Origin of the sequence: Clostridium oryzae, assembly GCF_002029235.1 — a bacterium.
GTDB classification, from domain to species: Bacteria; Bacillota; Clostridia; order Clostridiales; family Clostridiaceae; genus Clostridium_AE; species Clostridium_AE oryzae.
The window spans coordinates 37,076-52,860 of sequence record NZ_MZGV01000002.1; the positions used below are offsets into that span (position 1 = coordinate 37,076).

Annotated in this window: 17 protein-coding genes; all 17 read right to left on the reverse strand. The window is 35.1% G+C overall.

Annotated elements, in window-relative coordinates; all coding sequences use genetic code 11:
• Positions 1–138: 138 nt before the first annotated feature.
• Positions 139–1,728 carry a type I restriction-modification system subunit M gene (locus tag CLORY_RS01600; RefSeq protein ID WP_079421819.1) on the reverse strand — a complete coding sequence of 530 codons (1,590 nt, stop codon included), beginning with the start codon at positions 1,726–1,728 and terminating at the stop codon, positions 139–141.
• 31 nt (positions 1,729–1,759) lie between these two features.
• The gene (locus tag CLORY_RS01605; protein WP_079421820.1) at positions 1,760–2,980 is read right to left on the reverse strand and encodes a restriction endonuclease subunit S; all 1,221 of its coding nucleotides are present in this window, start codon (positions 2,978–2,980) and stop codon (positions 1,760–1,762) included.
• A gap of 212 nt (positions 2,981–3,192) precedes the next feature.
• Positions 3,193–6,402 carry a type I restriction endonuclease subunit R gene (locus tag CLORY_RS01610; protein ID WP_079421821.1) on the reverse strand — a complete coding sequence of 1,070 codons (3,210 nt, stop codon included), beginning with the start codon at positions 6,400–6,402 and terminating at the stop codon, positions 3,193–3,195.
• A complete protein-coding gene (locus CLORY_RS01615) occupies positions 6,395–6,973 on the reverse strand; it encodes a restriction endonuclease subunit S (RefSeq protein ID WP_079421822.1) in 579 nt (192 codons plus the stop codon). The genes CLORY_RS01610 and CLORY_RS01615 overlap by 8 nt, the downstream gene beginning before the upstream one ends.
• 267 nt (positions 6,974–7,240) lie before the next feature.
• Complete coding sequence (locus CLORY_RS01620; RefSeq protein WP_079421823.1) at positions 7,241–7,525, reverse strand: helix-turn-helix domain-containing protein; 285 nt, start codon at positions 7,523–7,525, stop codon at positions 7,241–7,243.
• On the reverse strand, positions 7,518–7,832 hold the full coding sequence (locus CLORY_RS01625; protein WP_242954300.1) for a type II toxin-antitoxin system RelE/ParE family toxin: 315 nt from the start codon (positions 7,830–7,832) through the stop codon (positions 7,518–7,520). Before CLORY_RS01625 ends, CLORY_RS01620 begins: the two co-directional genes overlap by 8 nt.
• 95 nt (positions 7,833–7,927) lie before the next feature.
• Positions 7,928–8,071: a type II toxin-antitoxin system death-on-curing family toxin gene (locus CLORY_RS24040; protein WP_341456624.1), complete on the reverse strand. Its 144-nt coding sequence runs from the start codon at positions 8,069–8,071 to the stop codon at positions 7,928–7,930.
• 29 nt (positions 8,072–8,100) lie between these two features.
• Positions 8,101–8,310: a type II toxin-antitoxin system death-on-curing family toxin gene (locus CLORY_RS24045; RefSeq protein WP_341456625.1), complete on the reverse strand. Its 210-nt coding sequence runs from the start codon at positions 8,308–8,310 to the stop codon at positions 8,101–8,103.
• Complete coding sequence (locus CLORY_RS01635) at positions 8,307–8,549, reverse strand: type II toxin-antitoxin system Phd/YefM family antitoxin (RefSeq protein WP_079421825.1); 243 nt, start codon at positions 8,547–8,549, stop codon at positions 8,307–8,309. The genes CLORY_RS24045 and CLORY_RS01635 overlap by 4 nt, the downstream gene beginning before the upstream one ends.
• A 788-nt stretch (positions 8,550–9,337) precedes the next feature.
• The gene (locus CLORY_RS01645; protein WP_002337568.1) at positions 9,338–9,832 is read right to left on the reverse strand and encodes a P-loop nucleotide/nucleoside kinase family protein; all 495 of its coding nucleotides are present in this window, start codon (positions 9,830–9,832) and stop codon (positions 9,338–9,340) included.
• 44 nt (positions 9,833–9,876) lie between these two features.
• Positions 9,877–10,242 (reverse strand): GrpB family protein, encoded by a 366-nt coding sequence (locus CLORY_RS01650; protein ID WP_242855620.1) that lies wholly within the window; start codon positions 10,240–10,242, stop codon positions 9,877–9,879.
• A gap of 128 nt (positions 10,243–10,370) precedes the next feature.
• Positions 10,371–10,865 carry an HD domain-containing protein gene (locus CLORY_RS01655; protein WP_008981870.1) on the reverse strand — a complete coding sequence of 165 codons (495 nt, stop codon included), beginning with the start codon at positions 10,863–10,865 and terminating at the stop codon, positions 10,371–10,373.
• Positions 10,866–10,902: 37 nt separating this feature from the next.
• Complete coding sequence (locus CLORY_RS01660; protein ID WP_032541185.1) at positions 10,903–11,643, reverse strand: class I SAM-dependent methyltransferase; 741 nt, start codon at positions 11,641–11,643, stop codon at positions 10,903–10,905.
• A complete protein-coding gene (locus tag CLORY_RS01665; RefSeq protein WP_015926176.1) occupies positions 11,624–12,493 on the reverse strand; it encodes a nucleotidyltransferase domain-containing protein in 870 nt (289 codons plus the stop codon). The genes CLORY_RS01660 and CLORY_RS01665 overlap by 20 nt, the downstream gene beginning before the upstream one ends.
• Before the next feature lie 15 nt (positions 12,494–12,508).
• A complete protein-coding gene (locus CLORY_RS01670; RefSeq protein WP_015926177.1) occupies positions 12,509–13,507 on the reverse strand; it encodes a PD-(D/E)XK nuclease family protein in 999 nt (332 codons plus the stop codon).
• 34 nt (positions 13,508–13,541) lie between these two features.
• Complete coding sequence (locus tag CLORY_RS01675) at positions 13,542–14,054, reverse strand: hypothetical protein (protein WP_015926178.1); 513 nt, start codon at positions 14,052–14,054, stop codon at positions 13,542–13,544.
• Between the two features lie 158 nt (positions 14,055–14,212).
• The gene (locus tag CLORY_RS01680; protein ID WP_079421827.1) at positions 14,213–15,784 is read right to left on the reverse strand and encodes a recombinase family protein; all 1,572 of its coding nucleotides are present in this window, start codon (positions 15,782–15,784) and stop codon (positions 14,213–14,215) included.
• Between the last annotated feature and the right edge of the window lies 1 nt (position 15,785).

Consider the following 15,785-nt stretch of genomic DNA (forward strand, 5'->3'; position numbering starts at 1 on the left):
GTCCAAGGAATACAACCATCAAATAATTTTGGTTTGTCACGCATTGGAACAATAAAATCTTTCATTACAGCAGATAATTTACGCTGTTCCCAAGCAAATGTGGAAAAGTGAAAATCTCACCTTCCCACTACTAAATATCTAAAATTTTACACCTAAAATCTTCAACTGCTCATTAATTTCTGCTTCAAGTTCCGCTATTTCCTTATTGTCTTGTTCTAACTGCTTATTTACTTCTTCCAAGTCAATAGGTTCTTCTTCTTCAAAAGTGTCAACATAACGTGGAATATTCAAGTTAAAATCATTTCCCTTGATTTCTTCGATTGACGCAACGTGAGCATATTTATCAACATCTTTACGTTCTTTAAAGGTATTGATAATTTTATCTATATTTTCATCATTTAAGTTATTTTGATTTTTTCCTTTTTCAAAATCATTACTTGCATCAATAAATAATATGTCTTTAGTTTTACGATTCTTCTTAAATACTAAAATGATTGTTGGAATACTTGTTCCATAGAATAAGTTAGCTGGTAAACCAATCACCGCATCAAGATAATTTTTTTCAATTAGAGTTTGACGAATTTTACCTTCTGCTGCTCCACGAAATAGCACGCCGTGAGGCAACACAATAGCCATTGTACCAGTATTGTTTAAATGGTATATGCTGTGCAAGATAAAAGCATAATCAGCTTTTGAAGCTGGTGCTAATTTTCCATAATCGCTAAAGCGTGGATCTTTTAATTTTGTTTCATCATTATCCCATTTTGCAGAATACGGTGGATTTGCCACCACTGCATCAAAACTACGTGGGTGGTCAATGCCCTTTCCGTCTGGTCCATCTGGCCAATCGCTTTCCAGAGTATCTGCATTGTTTAGTGTCATATTGTTATAAGGTACATCGTGCATCATCAAGTTCATACGAGCCAAGTTATAAGTTGTTGTATTAAGCTCTTGACCAAAATACTTCATAGGAGTACCCTTAGGCAATTCTTGCCCAACTGTAAGTAATAAGGAACCTGATCCCATTGTGGGGTCATAGACGTTGAAAAATTCATCTGATTTTTCCACACCATTAGCCACTACTTTTGCTAAAATCTTACTTACTTGATGAGGTGTATAAAATTCGCCACCTTTTTTACCAGCACTTGCAGCAAATTGACCGATTAAGTATTCATAGATTTCGCCTAGAATATCTTTTCCATCCTCTCCCTTGTACTCAATTCCATCAACTAACTTAACTATATTGTTAAGTGATTTTGCACGCTCATTTGTAGAACTTCCAAGACGTGAATCTCCCAAGTTAATGTCGTTGAATATACCACGGAAATCTTTCACCGCTTCTTTATTTAATTCCGCATTTTTATTAAAATTATCAAAAATAGTCTGGTAGTCACTAGGAATAACCTGTGCATCATTAATTTTATTAATCAAAGACTCCCATGTATCCTTTGGCGCAATTGCATACCCTAAACTTAATGAAATATCTTGTAAATAGTCCTCTAAATCTGCACCTACCGCTTGTTTTAGGTAAGCATCATTGATAGATTCTCCCTCCTCAATATCAATAACATTATTCCCCACTAAGTACTTCTCCTGATGTTCAGAAAGGTACCTGTAAAACATAAATGCCAATATATAATTTTTATACTCTGATGCATCCATTGTGCCACGGAGTTCATTTGCCATTGCCCAAAGTTTACTTGTAATTGATTGTAAATTATTACTCATTATTTTTATTTCCTTTCTCTTTTGAAATTACTTATACAAACATCTGTTGTAGTAATGCTTTCTTTTGTTCTTGCAAGTGATTTAACTTACGCTGATGAAGGGTGATAAGGTGGTCGAGTTCATTGAAAAATGTGCCAATTTCTTGTTGCTCCTTAAAACTTGGTAAATCAATATTTAAATTCCCAACTTGTTCCAAAGACAAATTAGGTTGTGCTCCTATAGTAGGATTTTTCTTTATAAAATCTGATACTGCCTTACCTTTTAGATATGTTTTTACATACTCTAAGCAACCCGTTTTTAATCTAATTATTGCTAAAGCCTGGTTGGTATTTGCTGGTAAGATTCCCTTGTTTACAGAAGTTACACGTCCTAATGTTCCAGCAATAGAAAATAGGATATCATTTTCTTGTAACTGCGAACGTTTCAAGTATCCATTATGTTCTTCCTCAGATATTTTTGATGATATGTTAATTTCACCCGAAGAGGAATCAATATTTTCTATCTTTACAAAATTGATATTTCCATTTCCAGATTTATCAATTGGAGTGGTTCCTTTCGTAATTAGGCATGTCATCTCCCCCATCTTCCGCTGTTCCCAAGGATCAGTAAATCCCGGAAAACGAATCTCCGGAAAATCTTCGCCATCTTTTGGAAACATTTTTTGTAACAAACCTTTCTTCTTATCTTGCAAGTGTTTTAACTTACGCTGATGAAGGGTGATAAGGTGGTCTAAATGCTCGAATAATAAACCAATTTGTTTCTGTTCAGGTAATGACGGAACTGTTGTAATCATATTTTTGAACTTGCTCAGTGATAGCACATGTTGTCCTGTTCCTTCTGCTGCCATAGCTAACTGACTATTCATACCAAAATTAATTCGGCGTAAAAAGAAATTTGAATCTGTGTCTTTTACGCAAAAAACTGGATAGTAATAGCTGATAATCCCCCTGTGTATAATGTCATTCCGATTAAATACAAATAAATTAGTGTCACTTCTGCTCCTATATGTGAAGTATCCTTTAGGCAAAATAAAATACCCAACATTGTCATTTGTAGTGACCTGCCTGTCTGCAAAATAATCTTCCTGAAATACAATTCCTTTTTGCTGAGATGATGTCAACACTGGATACTGATTTTGAATTTCTGTTTTTTCAATGTAATCCTCTATTAGTTCACAAACCTTACGCTGTTCCCAAGGATCAGTAAATCCTGGAAACCTTAACTTAGGTACATTCGCTTTATTTTTATCCATTTTATCTCCTATCTTAACTGTCAATTCATATTCGGCAGTTCAACAATTAATTTTATTATTCTTAAGGATAGGGAAACACTACGGAAACTTAATTTATACATGTTTGAAAATCGCGGCATCAGGCGATTATCAGGCATGTATAAATTAATAGTTGAAGTTGTTTCCCTATATCTTATTAAATACTTTAATTATAAAGCGTCATTATATATAAACTAGTTTTCTACCAATTCATCAGCTAATTCATAAATGGCATCACGCAAACCATTACGATACTTAATTCTAGACAAAGCTTGTATCTCTTCGCTATGTGCTAACGTCTTATAATCCACGCTTGCTTTTGCAATTATATCTCGAATTTGACCACTATCATCCAAATCTTGCAGCCCATAACGATGACGACTAAATAATTCACGCATCTGAGCACTTGTAATAATATCTGTAATTCCCCACTTCACTCGAAAATCTAAAAACCTTCTATCAAGGCTGACATTGTTAGCCGCTTGAATAATTTGCTCGCTATTTCTCAATTTTACTGGATATTTAAGATTAGTACCTTCCGGCGGATAATGTCCTTTGATAATAGCCATGGCAGCATTCATGATCTTAGCAGCATAATTTCTATCTTCTAAGCCGTTGGCAAATTGATCAATTTTCTCTTTTGTAGCTTGTGCTTCTTGTTTCTTGCCCTCATGGACCTCATTTAATAATTGTTCCACCAATTCTGTTAAATAATCATAATCTATTTCTACATCCTTCACATGAGTCATCCTTAACTCAATTTGATAAAAAGGAATTTTCTTTTCTTTTGATATATGTTGTTTAAGCTCATTTGTTAAAACTGTAGTAAGCATGGTTTCTTGTTCACTAGTCATCCCTAACTTTTCAACTAACTCATCAGGATTTTCGTAATTGAAACCTACTGCATTTCCATCAACTTCCTCAGGTGAATATTGTTTTAATTTAGCCATACCAACATTATAATCACGCAGCAAATCAAGCATATATTCTTTTTGCTTCTCAGAAGGCGGTAATTGCTGAAACTCATTAGTTAGACTGCTTAATTTCTCAACAACCTCTTTCACTTCATTAAATACATCCTCAAAAGGTTTAGCTATAATACCATCCTTTTGGTTAGATTCACGTTGCTCATCTTCTCGTAAAATTGCAGAATCTTTATTAGCATAAATTGCGAGAGCTTTATTCATCAGCATCTCACTTTGAGCAGGCCAACGGTAATTTACAATACGCCCCCAAGGCTTTTCCTGCATATCCGCAATACGATTTGTTCTTGAATAGGCTTGAATAAGTCCAGCTCCTTTAAGTGTTCTATCTACATAAAGGGTATTAAGTTCTGGTGCATCAAATCCAGTCAAAAGTTGATCTACAACAATCACAATATCTAAGAACTTCTTGTCAGTTGCAGTTTTATTCAAACGGCTGGTAACATCTTGCGTATATCCTGCTACATCATCCATACCAAAGCTTGTACCAAATTCTTTGTTATAGGCTTTAATAGCATCATGTAATCCTTGATTAGTTTCAAGCATACTATCATTATTGGATGAGTTTTGGCTAAATGTAACTGCTACCTTTAACGTTTGTCCACCATTCTTCTCATTTTCAGCATTTACCCGTTGAAATTCATTAAAATACATCATTGCCATTGGAGTACTAGCTTTTCCCCCACCAACATGAGTGGTAAAGAGTGCATTATACTTGCCTTCGTTTGAACGATTTCGCCAGTTCTTGAAAATATCTTCAACTACCAGCTTAATATGATCCGGATTTTCATCATAAAAACTTGGTTCAACCGCATCATCCATATCTTCTTGACTTAAATTATAAATCTTCTCTTGAATCTGTTCTTCAGTCCACTTTGGATAACGTTCTCGATAAAAATGCGGTAGATATTTTAATTTCATTTGTTGTTCATCAATGGTTGTTTCAAAATCAACTTTAAAACCTAAAACATTTCTATCTGCAATTGCTTCACGAATAGTATAGGCGTGTAACAATGGTCCAAAAATATCTTCTGTTCGTAAACCACTAGTAGTTTCATCAAACATCGGTGTTCCTGTATAGCCAACCCAAGCTGATTTCTTAAAAGCCTTTTGTATCTTTTCAAAACTTTCACCACCGGTTGAACGGTGTGCCTCATCCACTATAAATACTATATTTTTATCAGGTGCTGTAAAAGATTTACGTTTGATTAAGGTATCCAGCTTTTGTACAGAAGTAACAATGATATTATTATCTTTACTCTTTAACTTGCGACTTAAATCGCTGGTATTATAAGTATTTTGAACACTACCAACCATATCTTCACTAGCATCTGGGTCATAGGCTCTATAATTTTCATTTGTTTGCTTTGTTAACGCAATTCTATCAACTACGAAAACAACTTTATCAACTTTCGGCATGCGGCTTGCAAGCCATGCTGTTTTGAAACTAGTTATAGTTTTACCAGAACCAGTGGTATGCCAAATATAACCTACTTTATTTGTACCAAGTTCAAAATCAACTTTTTTTAAATTTTCAATGACATTCTGAGTAGCATATACTTGATATGGACGCATTACCTTTAACATTTGTTTGTTTTTTGTACCATCTAATATCATATAATTAGTAGCCATCTGATGCGCCATTGGAATACTTAACATTGAATCCGCAAACTCTTTCCAATTACGAACTATCGTATTATCACTTTTACGTTGCCAGTTAAACGCAAAATCCTTATTGAACTTATCTGAAGTAGTATTCGCCATGTACTTGACATTATTAGGGGTGATAGCCACTAAAATTTGCAAAGTAGAAAAAATGTCACGATACTGGTTTTCGTCAATATATTGATGCATTTGATTTAGTGCTTCATTAACATCATGTGTATCACGTTTTTCTTCAATTTGAATGATAGGTAAACCATTAATAAGAAGTGTGGTATCAAAACGACGAGTTTGTTTCCCAGTGATAACCGCAGGCCGTTCAATTTGATTAACTACTTGGTACACCGTATCTCCAGCACCAATTTGCTTTTGATCAAAAACCGTTAAAAATACATGACGACCATCATCTAAATCAATTTCTATTTGCGATACACCATTAAGTCCATATAAAAATTGTCCAGCTTCATAGGGTGTTTGAATATCAGATATAATCTTTTTAACTTGATTAAATTCCACAGTACTTAGCGGATGATCAAGTGTATTTTGATTGTGCCTCTCAAGAATCTCTTTGAAGTTATCCCAAAGCTTTTCTGTAGTTTTAATTTTGGGTTCATACTTCCATAGCTTCGTTTTTACAACATAATCAGCAGATTTGTCATTAACCATAAAGTCGCTGATTCCTTGTAGGTGTTCAGGTTTAGTTATAGTTCCACTGGTAATATATTGTATCAACTCAGTTTCAAATTGATTTTCATTCATTTTCACTTACCTCCTCTAACTTGGATAATCTGATTTTTGTTTCATTTTCTGCCACTCTATATCTAAGGGCTTGCAACCTTAACTGATTAAAATAGACTTGTCCTATAATTTTTTGCTTAGCTATGGAAGGTATTTTGGGTATTTCAAGCTCTTTAAGTTGCTTGACAGTATATTTTAAAACTTGCGAACCTTGCATTCCCAACATAAACTGTTTCTTGATTGTTTTGTTTTCATTAATGAGATAAACCAAAAACTTGGAATCAATGTTATGATTAGGTATTAACTTAACGTAATTTTGCGTATAGAGATATCCCTGGTGCTCTTTTCTTACCTTAGTTGCAATACCCGTAATTAGACTAAACACTACATCGCCATCGCATAAGGTATTTACTTTATCCTTGGTTCTAACTTGTTTATTGTCTAGATTGTTCGAAATAATACCAACCAAATCATCTGTTAGATCTGTCTGACTATAATATGTAAAAAGCGGTGTTTTCTCATCAAATGCTTCTGTAATTCTAGACTGAGGCGATCCACTTACTAATTCAACCAATTCGCTCAACTTGTCCATAAATATTGTACCTTTCTAAAATTTTTTTTATTTACCATGATGTAATCATATCATAAAAGGAATTTTATTTCAACGATTAAAAATGTAATTTTAAAAAATTACATTTTTAATCGTTTATCATTAATCATTTCCGCTAAAAACAAACACCCCTGGTGCATTTTTACTATTGAACATTAATTTTAATGAAATAATTTAACCTAACTAACATATTATTTTCAGCAAAAAAAACACGCAGTGCTTTTGCTCTGCGTGTAAAATCATTAAATATTATCTTAGTTCTATATGAATTTCTTTTCCTAGACCTTTTGCAAGATTACTTAAAAAATCTAAAGAAGGATTGTAATTTCCACTTTCAAGCCTGCAAATATTTGATTTTTGAGTTCCCATTCTAGAAGCTAATTCTTCTTGTGTTAAATTTAATTTTCTTCTTGATTTTATCACCTCAGAAATCAACTCATATCGAGGCTTTAGCTTATCATATTCTTCTTTAAATTCGCTATCCCGCATAAGCTCTTCTTTAATAACAGAGAAATCAACACTCGCTTTACTCATCTTCACACCTCTGTTCAAAATCTTTTTTATATCTTTTTGCTTTTTCAAGTTCGAGTTTTGGCGTTTTATCTGTCTTTTTAAGAAATCCATTCAGCAATACAAAAGTATCTCTATGATAAGTAAAGTAAAATATTCTTGATGCACCTGATCCTAATTTTATTCTTAATTCATATATTCCCTTGTATCGTTCCGTTTTAATCGGTTTCACATAAGGTTCTTTTAAATAAATGCCATGCTCTTGTAAAAGTTCTATTTCACTATATAGCAACAGAGATTTCTCGGCAAGCTTCCAATCTCTGTAAGGCACCTGACCCCTTTCAAAAATTGGAAACCTAGTTTTCAATTTTTGTTGCTTATAAAGGGCAAAATGGACAGGTTTTCATTTTTTAAAGAAATAGTCACCTAGTATTTATTATTACAAACAATAATCCATTCTAATATATGCTTATCATCATATTTTCCTGACGCTATTCCTAATCCAAGATCTATAATATCTTCATCAGTAGATTCTAGTTCAATTCCATTTACATCTAGAAATACCATCATTGCTAAAATTCCTATTCTTTTGTTACCATCTAAAAGGGATGATTCTTTATAATGCTAAATCCTAATCTTGCAGCCTTAGCCTGTATAGATGGATATAATTCTTCTCCTCCAAATGATTGAAATGGGGAACTTAAAGCTGATTCTAGCAATCCTTCATCTCTAATTCCATCTAATCCGCCAGTCCTTCTAATTGCTATAGAATGCAGATGTATCATTTGTTCTTTGCTTAGATGTCTCATTTAGCTAACTCCTCAAATGCTTTTAGATGCTTATCTAAAATTTTACTTGCTGCATCTTCTACTGTAGCACTATCTGCTACATCATCTTGCTGAAACTTACTATAATCAATCAAAACATATCTTGGCACATTATTTTTGAGTATAACCGTTGCTCCATTTTCATCTACCATTCTTGCAACTTTAGAAAAATTCTGATTAGCTTCAGAGATGGATACTAAGTTATTAATATTTATTTGCATCGAAACACCTCCCTCATATAATTATATTATACGCAATTTTAGGATAAATTAAACCTAAAATTCTATGAATTTAATGTTTTAGCTCATTTATACGGATTCTTCTGTACAGGACAATCAACTGAAACCTTATAGGCAGATTCCTCCTTAGCAACAGAGATTTCTCGACAAGCTTCCAATCTCTGTAGGGTACCTGTCACCTTTCAAAAATCGGAGATTCAGTTTTCAATTTTTGTTGCTAATGTGACTAACTCAATTTAACAGACACTGTCTGTTGAATTTCATATTCTTGGTAAAATCCTCTCATAAACTGCAGGTTTGAAATAGAAAATCCTCATTAACAAATTCATAAAATTAAGAATTTCTACATAGTTTTTCTTTGTAGCTTCACTACCGTCTCCACATGGCTTGAGAGGACAGAATGAATGTCATTTGAGTATGTTCGTTCTCGGAAACATATCCACTGCGTTTTTAGCACTATCGGTAGACGGGAACATATCCATTCATGATAAAAAATAACGTGTCTAATTGCATAATCATGATTGAGTAGAGTTGTCAAAAGAATAAACATAACGTATTTCAGTAAGTTTTTTTCCTGTAATTTCAATAATGCATTCATCGTCTTCATTGCATCGCCACTTATTCTTCCGGCTGAATCAATACTACCCCCTGCTCTGAGATGACAATAATGATATCACCTGAAGCTGGTATCCCCTTGTTGGAAGTATATCTTTCAAAAAATTTGACAAAACTTATCATCTAGTACAATTTCCATGCCTAAAACCACAATATTAATATCCCTCGACTACTATAACTTCACCTTCTTCATCAGTTGGGGGTTGAAAATGATCATAATAAGTGGAAGCTGTTTGCTCCGTCAATATGATATCATTTTGATGATTTCCGTTTCTTTTTCGAATACGTTCCATAACAACTTCCTTAGGTGTCTTTATATAATAGATTTTGGGTTCTATGTCGTATTTCTTTAATAATGAAATATATTCATTTCTCATTTCTCTAGACCAAAATGAATAATCGAGAACAATATCAATGTTTTGCATGATAAGTGAAATTAGTTTTTCATCAAGATAGGTTTTAATATCTTCTAAAACCTCCTGAGGTAAAGGATGTTCATTCAAACCTCGTTTGAATGATTCTTCATCATAAGATAGTATTGTCATCCCGGTACTTTCAAATTTTTTTGCTAGTGTTGATTTACCTGCTCCCGCAGGGCCGCACATTAAAATAACTTTACTTTTCGACAAATTATCTACTGTATTTTTCATTGATATAACCTCCTATAACAAACCAAGAAAACATGACACTCTCCTTAAGCATTATTACTATTCGCTCTTTTCATGATTTCCTGTACTATTGATGTTTTAGCATTCGCATAGTGCTGGACATGCCTCCATTTATTCTTTGCCAAGCTTCGTTTGACTTGTGCATATTTGTCCCGATCAGTATCATTAGTCCGCAACCAATCACGGAAGCGTAACATTCTATCAATCTCTGATGTGCCCAAACTGAACACATGCAGATTAATATCGGTATCCGGTCCTTTAAACAAACGATGCTCAAACCAGTCAGGTTCTCGAATCTGTAGCACATATCCGGCCGCTTCCAACACTGGAACGTAGGATGACTCATCAGCAGAATCCTTAACAACCAACCGTATTCTTTTGCAACTCATCATCCGTTGTAGGCATGGAGGTATTATTAGATATCATCTTATCGCACTCCTTTGCTGCTTATTATCTAGGGTTAAACTTAACTACTATTTTTTCTTTGCGATATAAAATACATAACTGTAATAATCTACTACTAATCTAAAATAAAGCGATTATAAGCTATCCTTTTTCCTGTGTTTGTTTTAAAGTTTTCATCTATACACTTTTTTATCTTTTCCTGTTCTTTTTCTTTATCCATAACCGTTAAATTTTCAAGCAAATCAGCTTCCCATTGTATTTGAAAATCAAGTCCATCAATTTTAGATGGAGTATGATGGTTGCCTATTATAAAGCATATTCTATCAATATTTTTGTTATAGCCTACCTTTTTTAATATTTCTTTCGCTACTTCTGGTCCTTCCTTTTCTTGATAGACACCATCAATAGAACCGTATTTTTTTTGTGCTTCAACCGCACCAATATCATGTAGTATAGCAATAATACTGATGAATTCTTTTTCTTCCTCTCCGATATTTTCTCCTTTCATTATATCTTCTGCATTTTTCAAAACTTTGAGAGTATGCTCTATGCCAAAAGGAATTTCTTTGAATACTTCTTTCATCTCTATAATAATTTTTTCTTTAAACATAAATTACCTCCATTTATACCTTATAGGTGTTTTAGTTCTATCTATCCACTTTTTTGTTGGCCGATACAATCAGCATCATGGGACGGCGCATTTCATCCTGCATCCCCGGAATATCCATCATGTTTTCCGGCGGCTGCGGCTCCACAATCTGATTTATTATAAAACCATTTGAAAGCAGTGTATTTAGATATGTGGTCAGTGTTCTATGATATTTTGTAACCTTTTCTCCCAAAAACACAGCTGTCCGTTTGCCCTCATAATAATAATTATCCACCGGAAAATGCAGTATTTCTCCTTTTTCGTTATAATGCCAGTCTTGTGTTCCATAGGCAGTAAAAACAGGATGTTCAACCGTAAAAACTAGCTTACCACCAGACTTCAGTATTCTATATATCTTTTTTACTAAAATCTCATAATCTGCTACATAGTGAAACGCAAGTGAACTTAATATTACATCAAAACTCTCCTCTGGGAATTCCACATCTTCTATAGCACAGCATTTATATTCAACCTGTGGAAAATGCGTTTTTTCTTTGGCTACCTCGAGCATTTTATGAGAAATATCAACACCTACAACAGAAGAAGCACCGTGTTCCATCGCATAAATACAGTGCCATCCATAGCCGCATCCTAAATCAAGCACACGCTTATCTTTAAAATCCGGCAGCAGCTTTCTCAATGTTTCCCATTCTCCTGCACCGGCTAGTCCCTGCTGCGAGCGACTCATTTGACTGTATTTTTGAAAAAATATATTATCATCATATTTGTTTTCTTTCATCTGAATTCCCCTCGTTTAAAAAGTTATTTATCTCCGTTGCAATTTTTTTCACTTCTTTATAAAGCTTCTCGGTCATATCGTAGCATTCAAAAAGTGAAAGACCGAGTACTTCAAAAATATGATTAACCCTTTCGGCATATTTTTCAGGTTTATATTCAAAAGTTTCAAGCAGTTTTATAGCTTTCTTTTCGTTAATGCAATAAGCATTATTACATGCAAATAGTACTTGATTTAAGCATGAAATAATACGAAAAACATGGCCTGCAATATAATATTTATCCTCTGCTCCCGCATTTGCTTTTACAAACATTAAAGAGAACTCTGCTTCAAATATAAAAAAGTTTATCAAGTTCTTCTTTAGAGCACCAGGGTAAATTTCTGCCTGATTTTTTAATTCGCATAAGCTTTCATTCTTAGCATATTGTATCTTGCTGATCGCCAATTCTCCACGATACATAGCACTTATATAACCATGGGGATGCCCAGTCTGATAATTGGCAGTAACAATTCCTTGCTCCGTATCTTTGATTATTTGTTCCACCCGTTTTATATCACGTAAAATCAAGTCAACATGATACCCGTTTATAACTAACCATCCGCCGCCATTAATCCAATCACCCCACGCTCCGGGAGGTACAACAAGGTCGTTTCTATTCTCATCATCCAATTCTGTAGCAATTTGATTAATCGCTGTCAGGTCAAATGATTCTGAATTGTAATAGATTCCGATATCTATATCAGAATCCTCTGTATGGGTGCCTCTTGCACGTGAGCCCCCTAATACAATGCCTCCTATGCAAGGCAAAGAAGATAATTTCTCTGTTACTATTTGAATTACATTATCTACCATACGAACACACCCCTTTTATCGATTAAAGACAAAATACTTGTCTCCTCTCTTTTTCTTTCCGTAGTTCTTCGGGAAGTAATCCTTCCCGAGCTGCCAAACATACTGGTCGATTTGCTTCAGGCTAAATTTATCCAAGCCATAGAAGGCACGGAAATCAATCAGTATACCTTTGAATTTAACATAGTCTTTCAAATCACCATCTTGGAAATCTGAGAAGCTATCACGATTTCTAAAATAGCGAAGTACCTCATCGACGTAGCTGTCATAAATCGGATAATCGAGTGGATTGTGATGGCTACAATACTTTGTGGCAAAGGAGTAAAAATTCTTCTCTGTATCACCGATAGGTACATACTGGATATCTCCAACAAGAGTAACATCACCAGCCTTAAGCCTCGCATCAATATCCAAAGCGCATATGTGCTTAGCTACTGGATAGATTGAGAAAATATTCGTACTATAAAAATCATTAAGCGTTGATGCCTTCAAAAGAACATCGATTATGTCTGTATTCTTCGGGCATAGCTCAAAGAACAGTTTATTAAGTGCATCCTCCTGCAGGTGGTAGTTCTCAAGGCCATCCCACTTAGCAAGATAAAACTCCACCTGCTCAATTGATGGATCAGGAACATCAACATCCATTCTCTTCTTACGAGTATATGTACGATTAGCAGTATTTTCATGCTTGGGCGTTGATCGCTCGGCAGCTCCATCAGAAGCTAAGAGTAAACGGAACCTTCTTAGATGAGACAAGTAACTATTAACAAGTGATTTAACATTGCCGGTCGAATTCTCAGAAAGAGCCTTTATTAAGGAATTCTTCGCCTCATTCTCGAAATCAGTAGCAGTCACTGTATTCCAGAACAGGTCTTTGCTCCCTTTCCTCCAAAGGTAGAAGGTGTCTGTGTAAGCAGTATTGATTGTTAACTTTGAAATGTTCTGGCTATATAAGAATTCTCTGTATAAAGAACGCAGTTCATCATATGATAAATCTTTCATTTTGTTTATATTCAAAGTCAAACCCCCTTTACTTTACTCTTTGCTCCTTTTAATTACAAAAACTCGATTTATATTTCATCAGTGTATCTTCTACCTCGTGCCAAATTGTTACCGTTTCACCGTCATCCTCAAATACTTTACCGTGACTTTTAGGTCCATCCAACTTCATCTGTGAGTAATTATTCTTAAAAGTGGGCACATACAGTTCTGGGTTGTTTTCGTCACTGCATAAACGCTCCATCAAATTTATGGTAGCACGACCTGTGGCAGCCACTGCCTTAAAATAAGCACGAATGATTTTGTGGTTATATTGATTCGGCTTTATAGCCCATACTGGGATTCGTTGATTTGCTTTTCCGTAAAAATCCTTGTTTGTATCTTCATTCTGTTTTGCTACAGTTTTTGGGTTATAGGCTTGTGATGCCTTTTCAAAAGTTTTTGCAATATACCAACGCATACAACTTTCCACTGCAGCATCTTTTGTTTCATTTGTTAAATTCAATGCGATGCAGAATTTTTCATACACATCTGCATCTACTGTAAAGGTCACGCTCTTACTCAAAGTTTACACCTCCGCTATTACTCTATAGAAAATTATACCACTAATTTATATTTTGTAAATACTAATATACTAATTTGTATTGACTCATAGAAGTAATATGAAAAACACCCTGCATTTCCGGCAAGTTGTTAGATTCAAATAACATTTTTCTTTTCATTTCAATTTTTAACGTCTATACTAATTCCAGCCTTAAATTCCACCTCAACCCTGTTAGCGTGGATCGTTACCTTTTCAATAAGCCACCTTACTAACTGCTCATCATATTCCTCCAACTCGCAGGATTGTTCATTTAAGAAATCCGTCATCTCAGCGATGCGTTGCCTTTTCCCTTCTCGCTCTGCACTTTCAACCAGTGCATTTTGCTTTAACTCCCGAAGTCGATAAATTTTATCAGCTACATCTTCATAGTCGTTCTTGGATTTTGCTTGTATAAGAAGCTGCTGCTGTAATTCTTCCAATTTGCTATCGATGTCATCAGTGGCATTATCATTTCCTTCATTAAGTATGGCGGCTATGTTTTTCTGTAACGTTGAGAGGAAGGGTTCTTTGTTAGCCAAAAGTTCGTTAATAGCCTTGACCACTGCTGTCTGCAATGTTTCCTCGTTTAAGGTAGGAGCATTACATTCAGAGCCCTTTTCCTCCAAACGGCTGACGCATCTCCAAACAATAGACTTGTAACCTCGGTTATTCCAGTGTACCCGTCGGTAAATATCGCCGCACTGTCCGCAGTAAACAATACTCGATAAAGCATACTTGCTACTATAGACTCGCTTTTTACCGCCCTTGCCGCCACGAAGATTCGCTCTTCGAACCATCTCTTCTTGAACCTGCATAAAAAGCTCACGTGGAATGATAGGCTCATGGCTGTTTTCTACATAATACTGGGGAACGATTCCGTTATTCTTGACTCGCTTTTTAGAAAGGAAATCAACCGTATATGTTTTTTGTAGAAGGGCATCACCGATGTACTTTTCATTCTGCAGTATCTTTTTCAGTGTTTCTGGTCTCCATTTGGATTTGCCTGCCGCTGTTAGAATACCGTCTGCTTCTAGTCCTCTTGCTATCTGTAAAAGGCTGGCACCCTCAAGGTACTCCCTGTAAATCCGTTTAACAACCTCAGCACCCTCTGGGTCAATCACCAATTGCTTATTTTCATCTTTGGTGTATCCAAGGAAACGCTTGTGGTTGACCTGAACTTCACCTTGCTGATAGCGATACTGAATACCCAGCTTAACGTTTTGGCTTAAGGACTGGCTTTCCTGTTGGGCAAGGGATGCCATAATGGTCAGCAGGACTTCACCCTTAGAATCCATGGTGTTTATATTCTCTTTTTCAAAGAACACAGCGATGTTTTTATCCTTTAACTGACGGATGTATTTAAGGCAGTCCAACGTGTTTCTGGCAAATCGGCTTATGGATTTTGTGATGATCATGTCAATATTGCCTGCCATGCACTCTTCAATCATGCGGTTGAATTCATCACGCTTTTTGGTATTTGTACCTGTGATACCGTCATCCGCAAAAATCCCTGCCAATTCCCATTCCTTGTTCTTCTTAATATAATTTGTATAATGCTCAATCTGAATGTCATAGCTCGAAGCCTGCTCCTCACTATCCGTTGAAACACGGCAGTAAGCAGCCACTCGAATTTTGGGTTTGCTTTCACTATTTTTATTATTTCCGACTCGTTTAATTGCTGGAATCACTGTTACATTCCTACTTACCGCCACT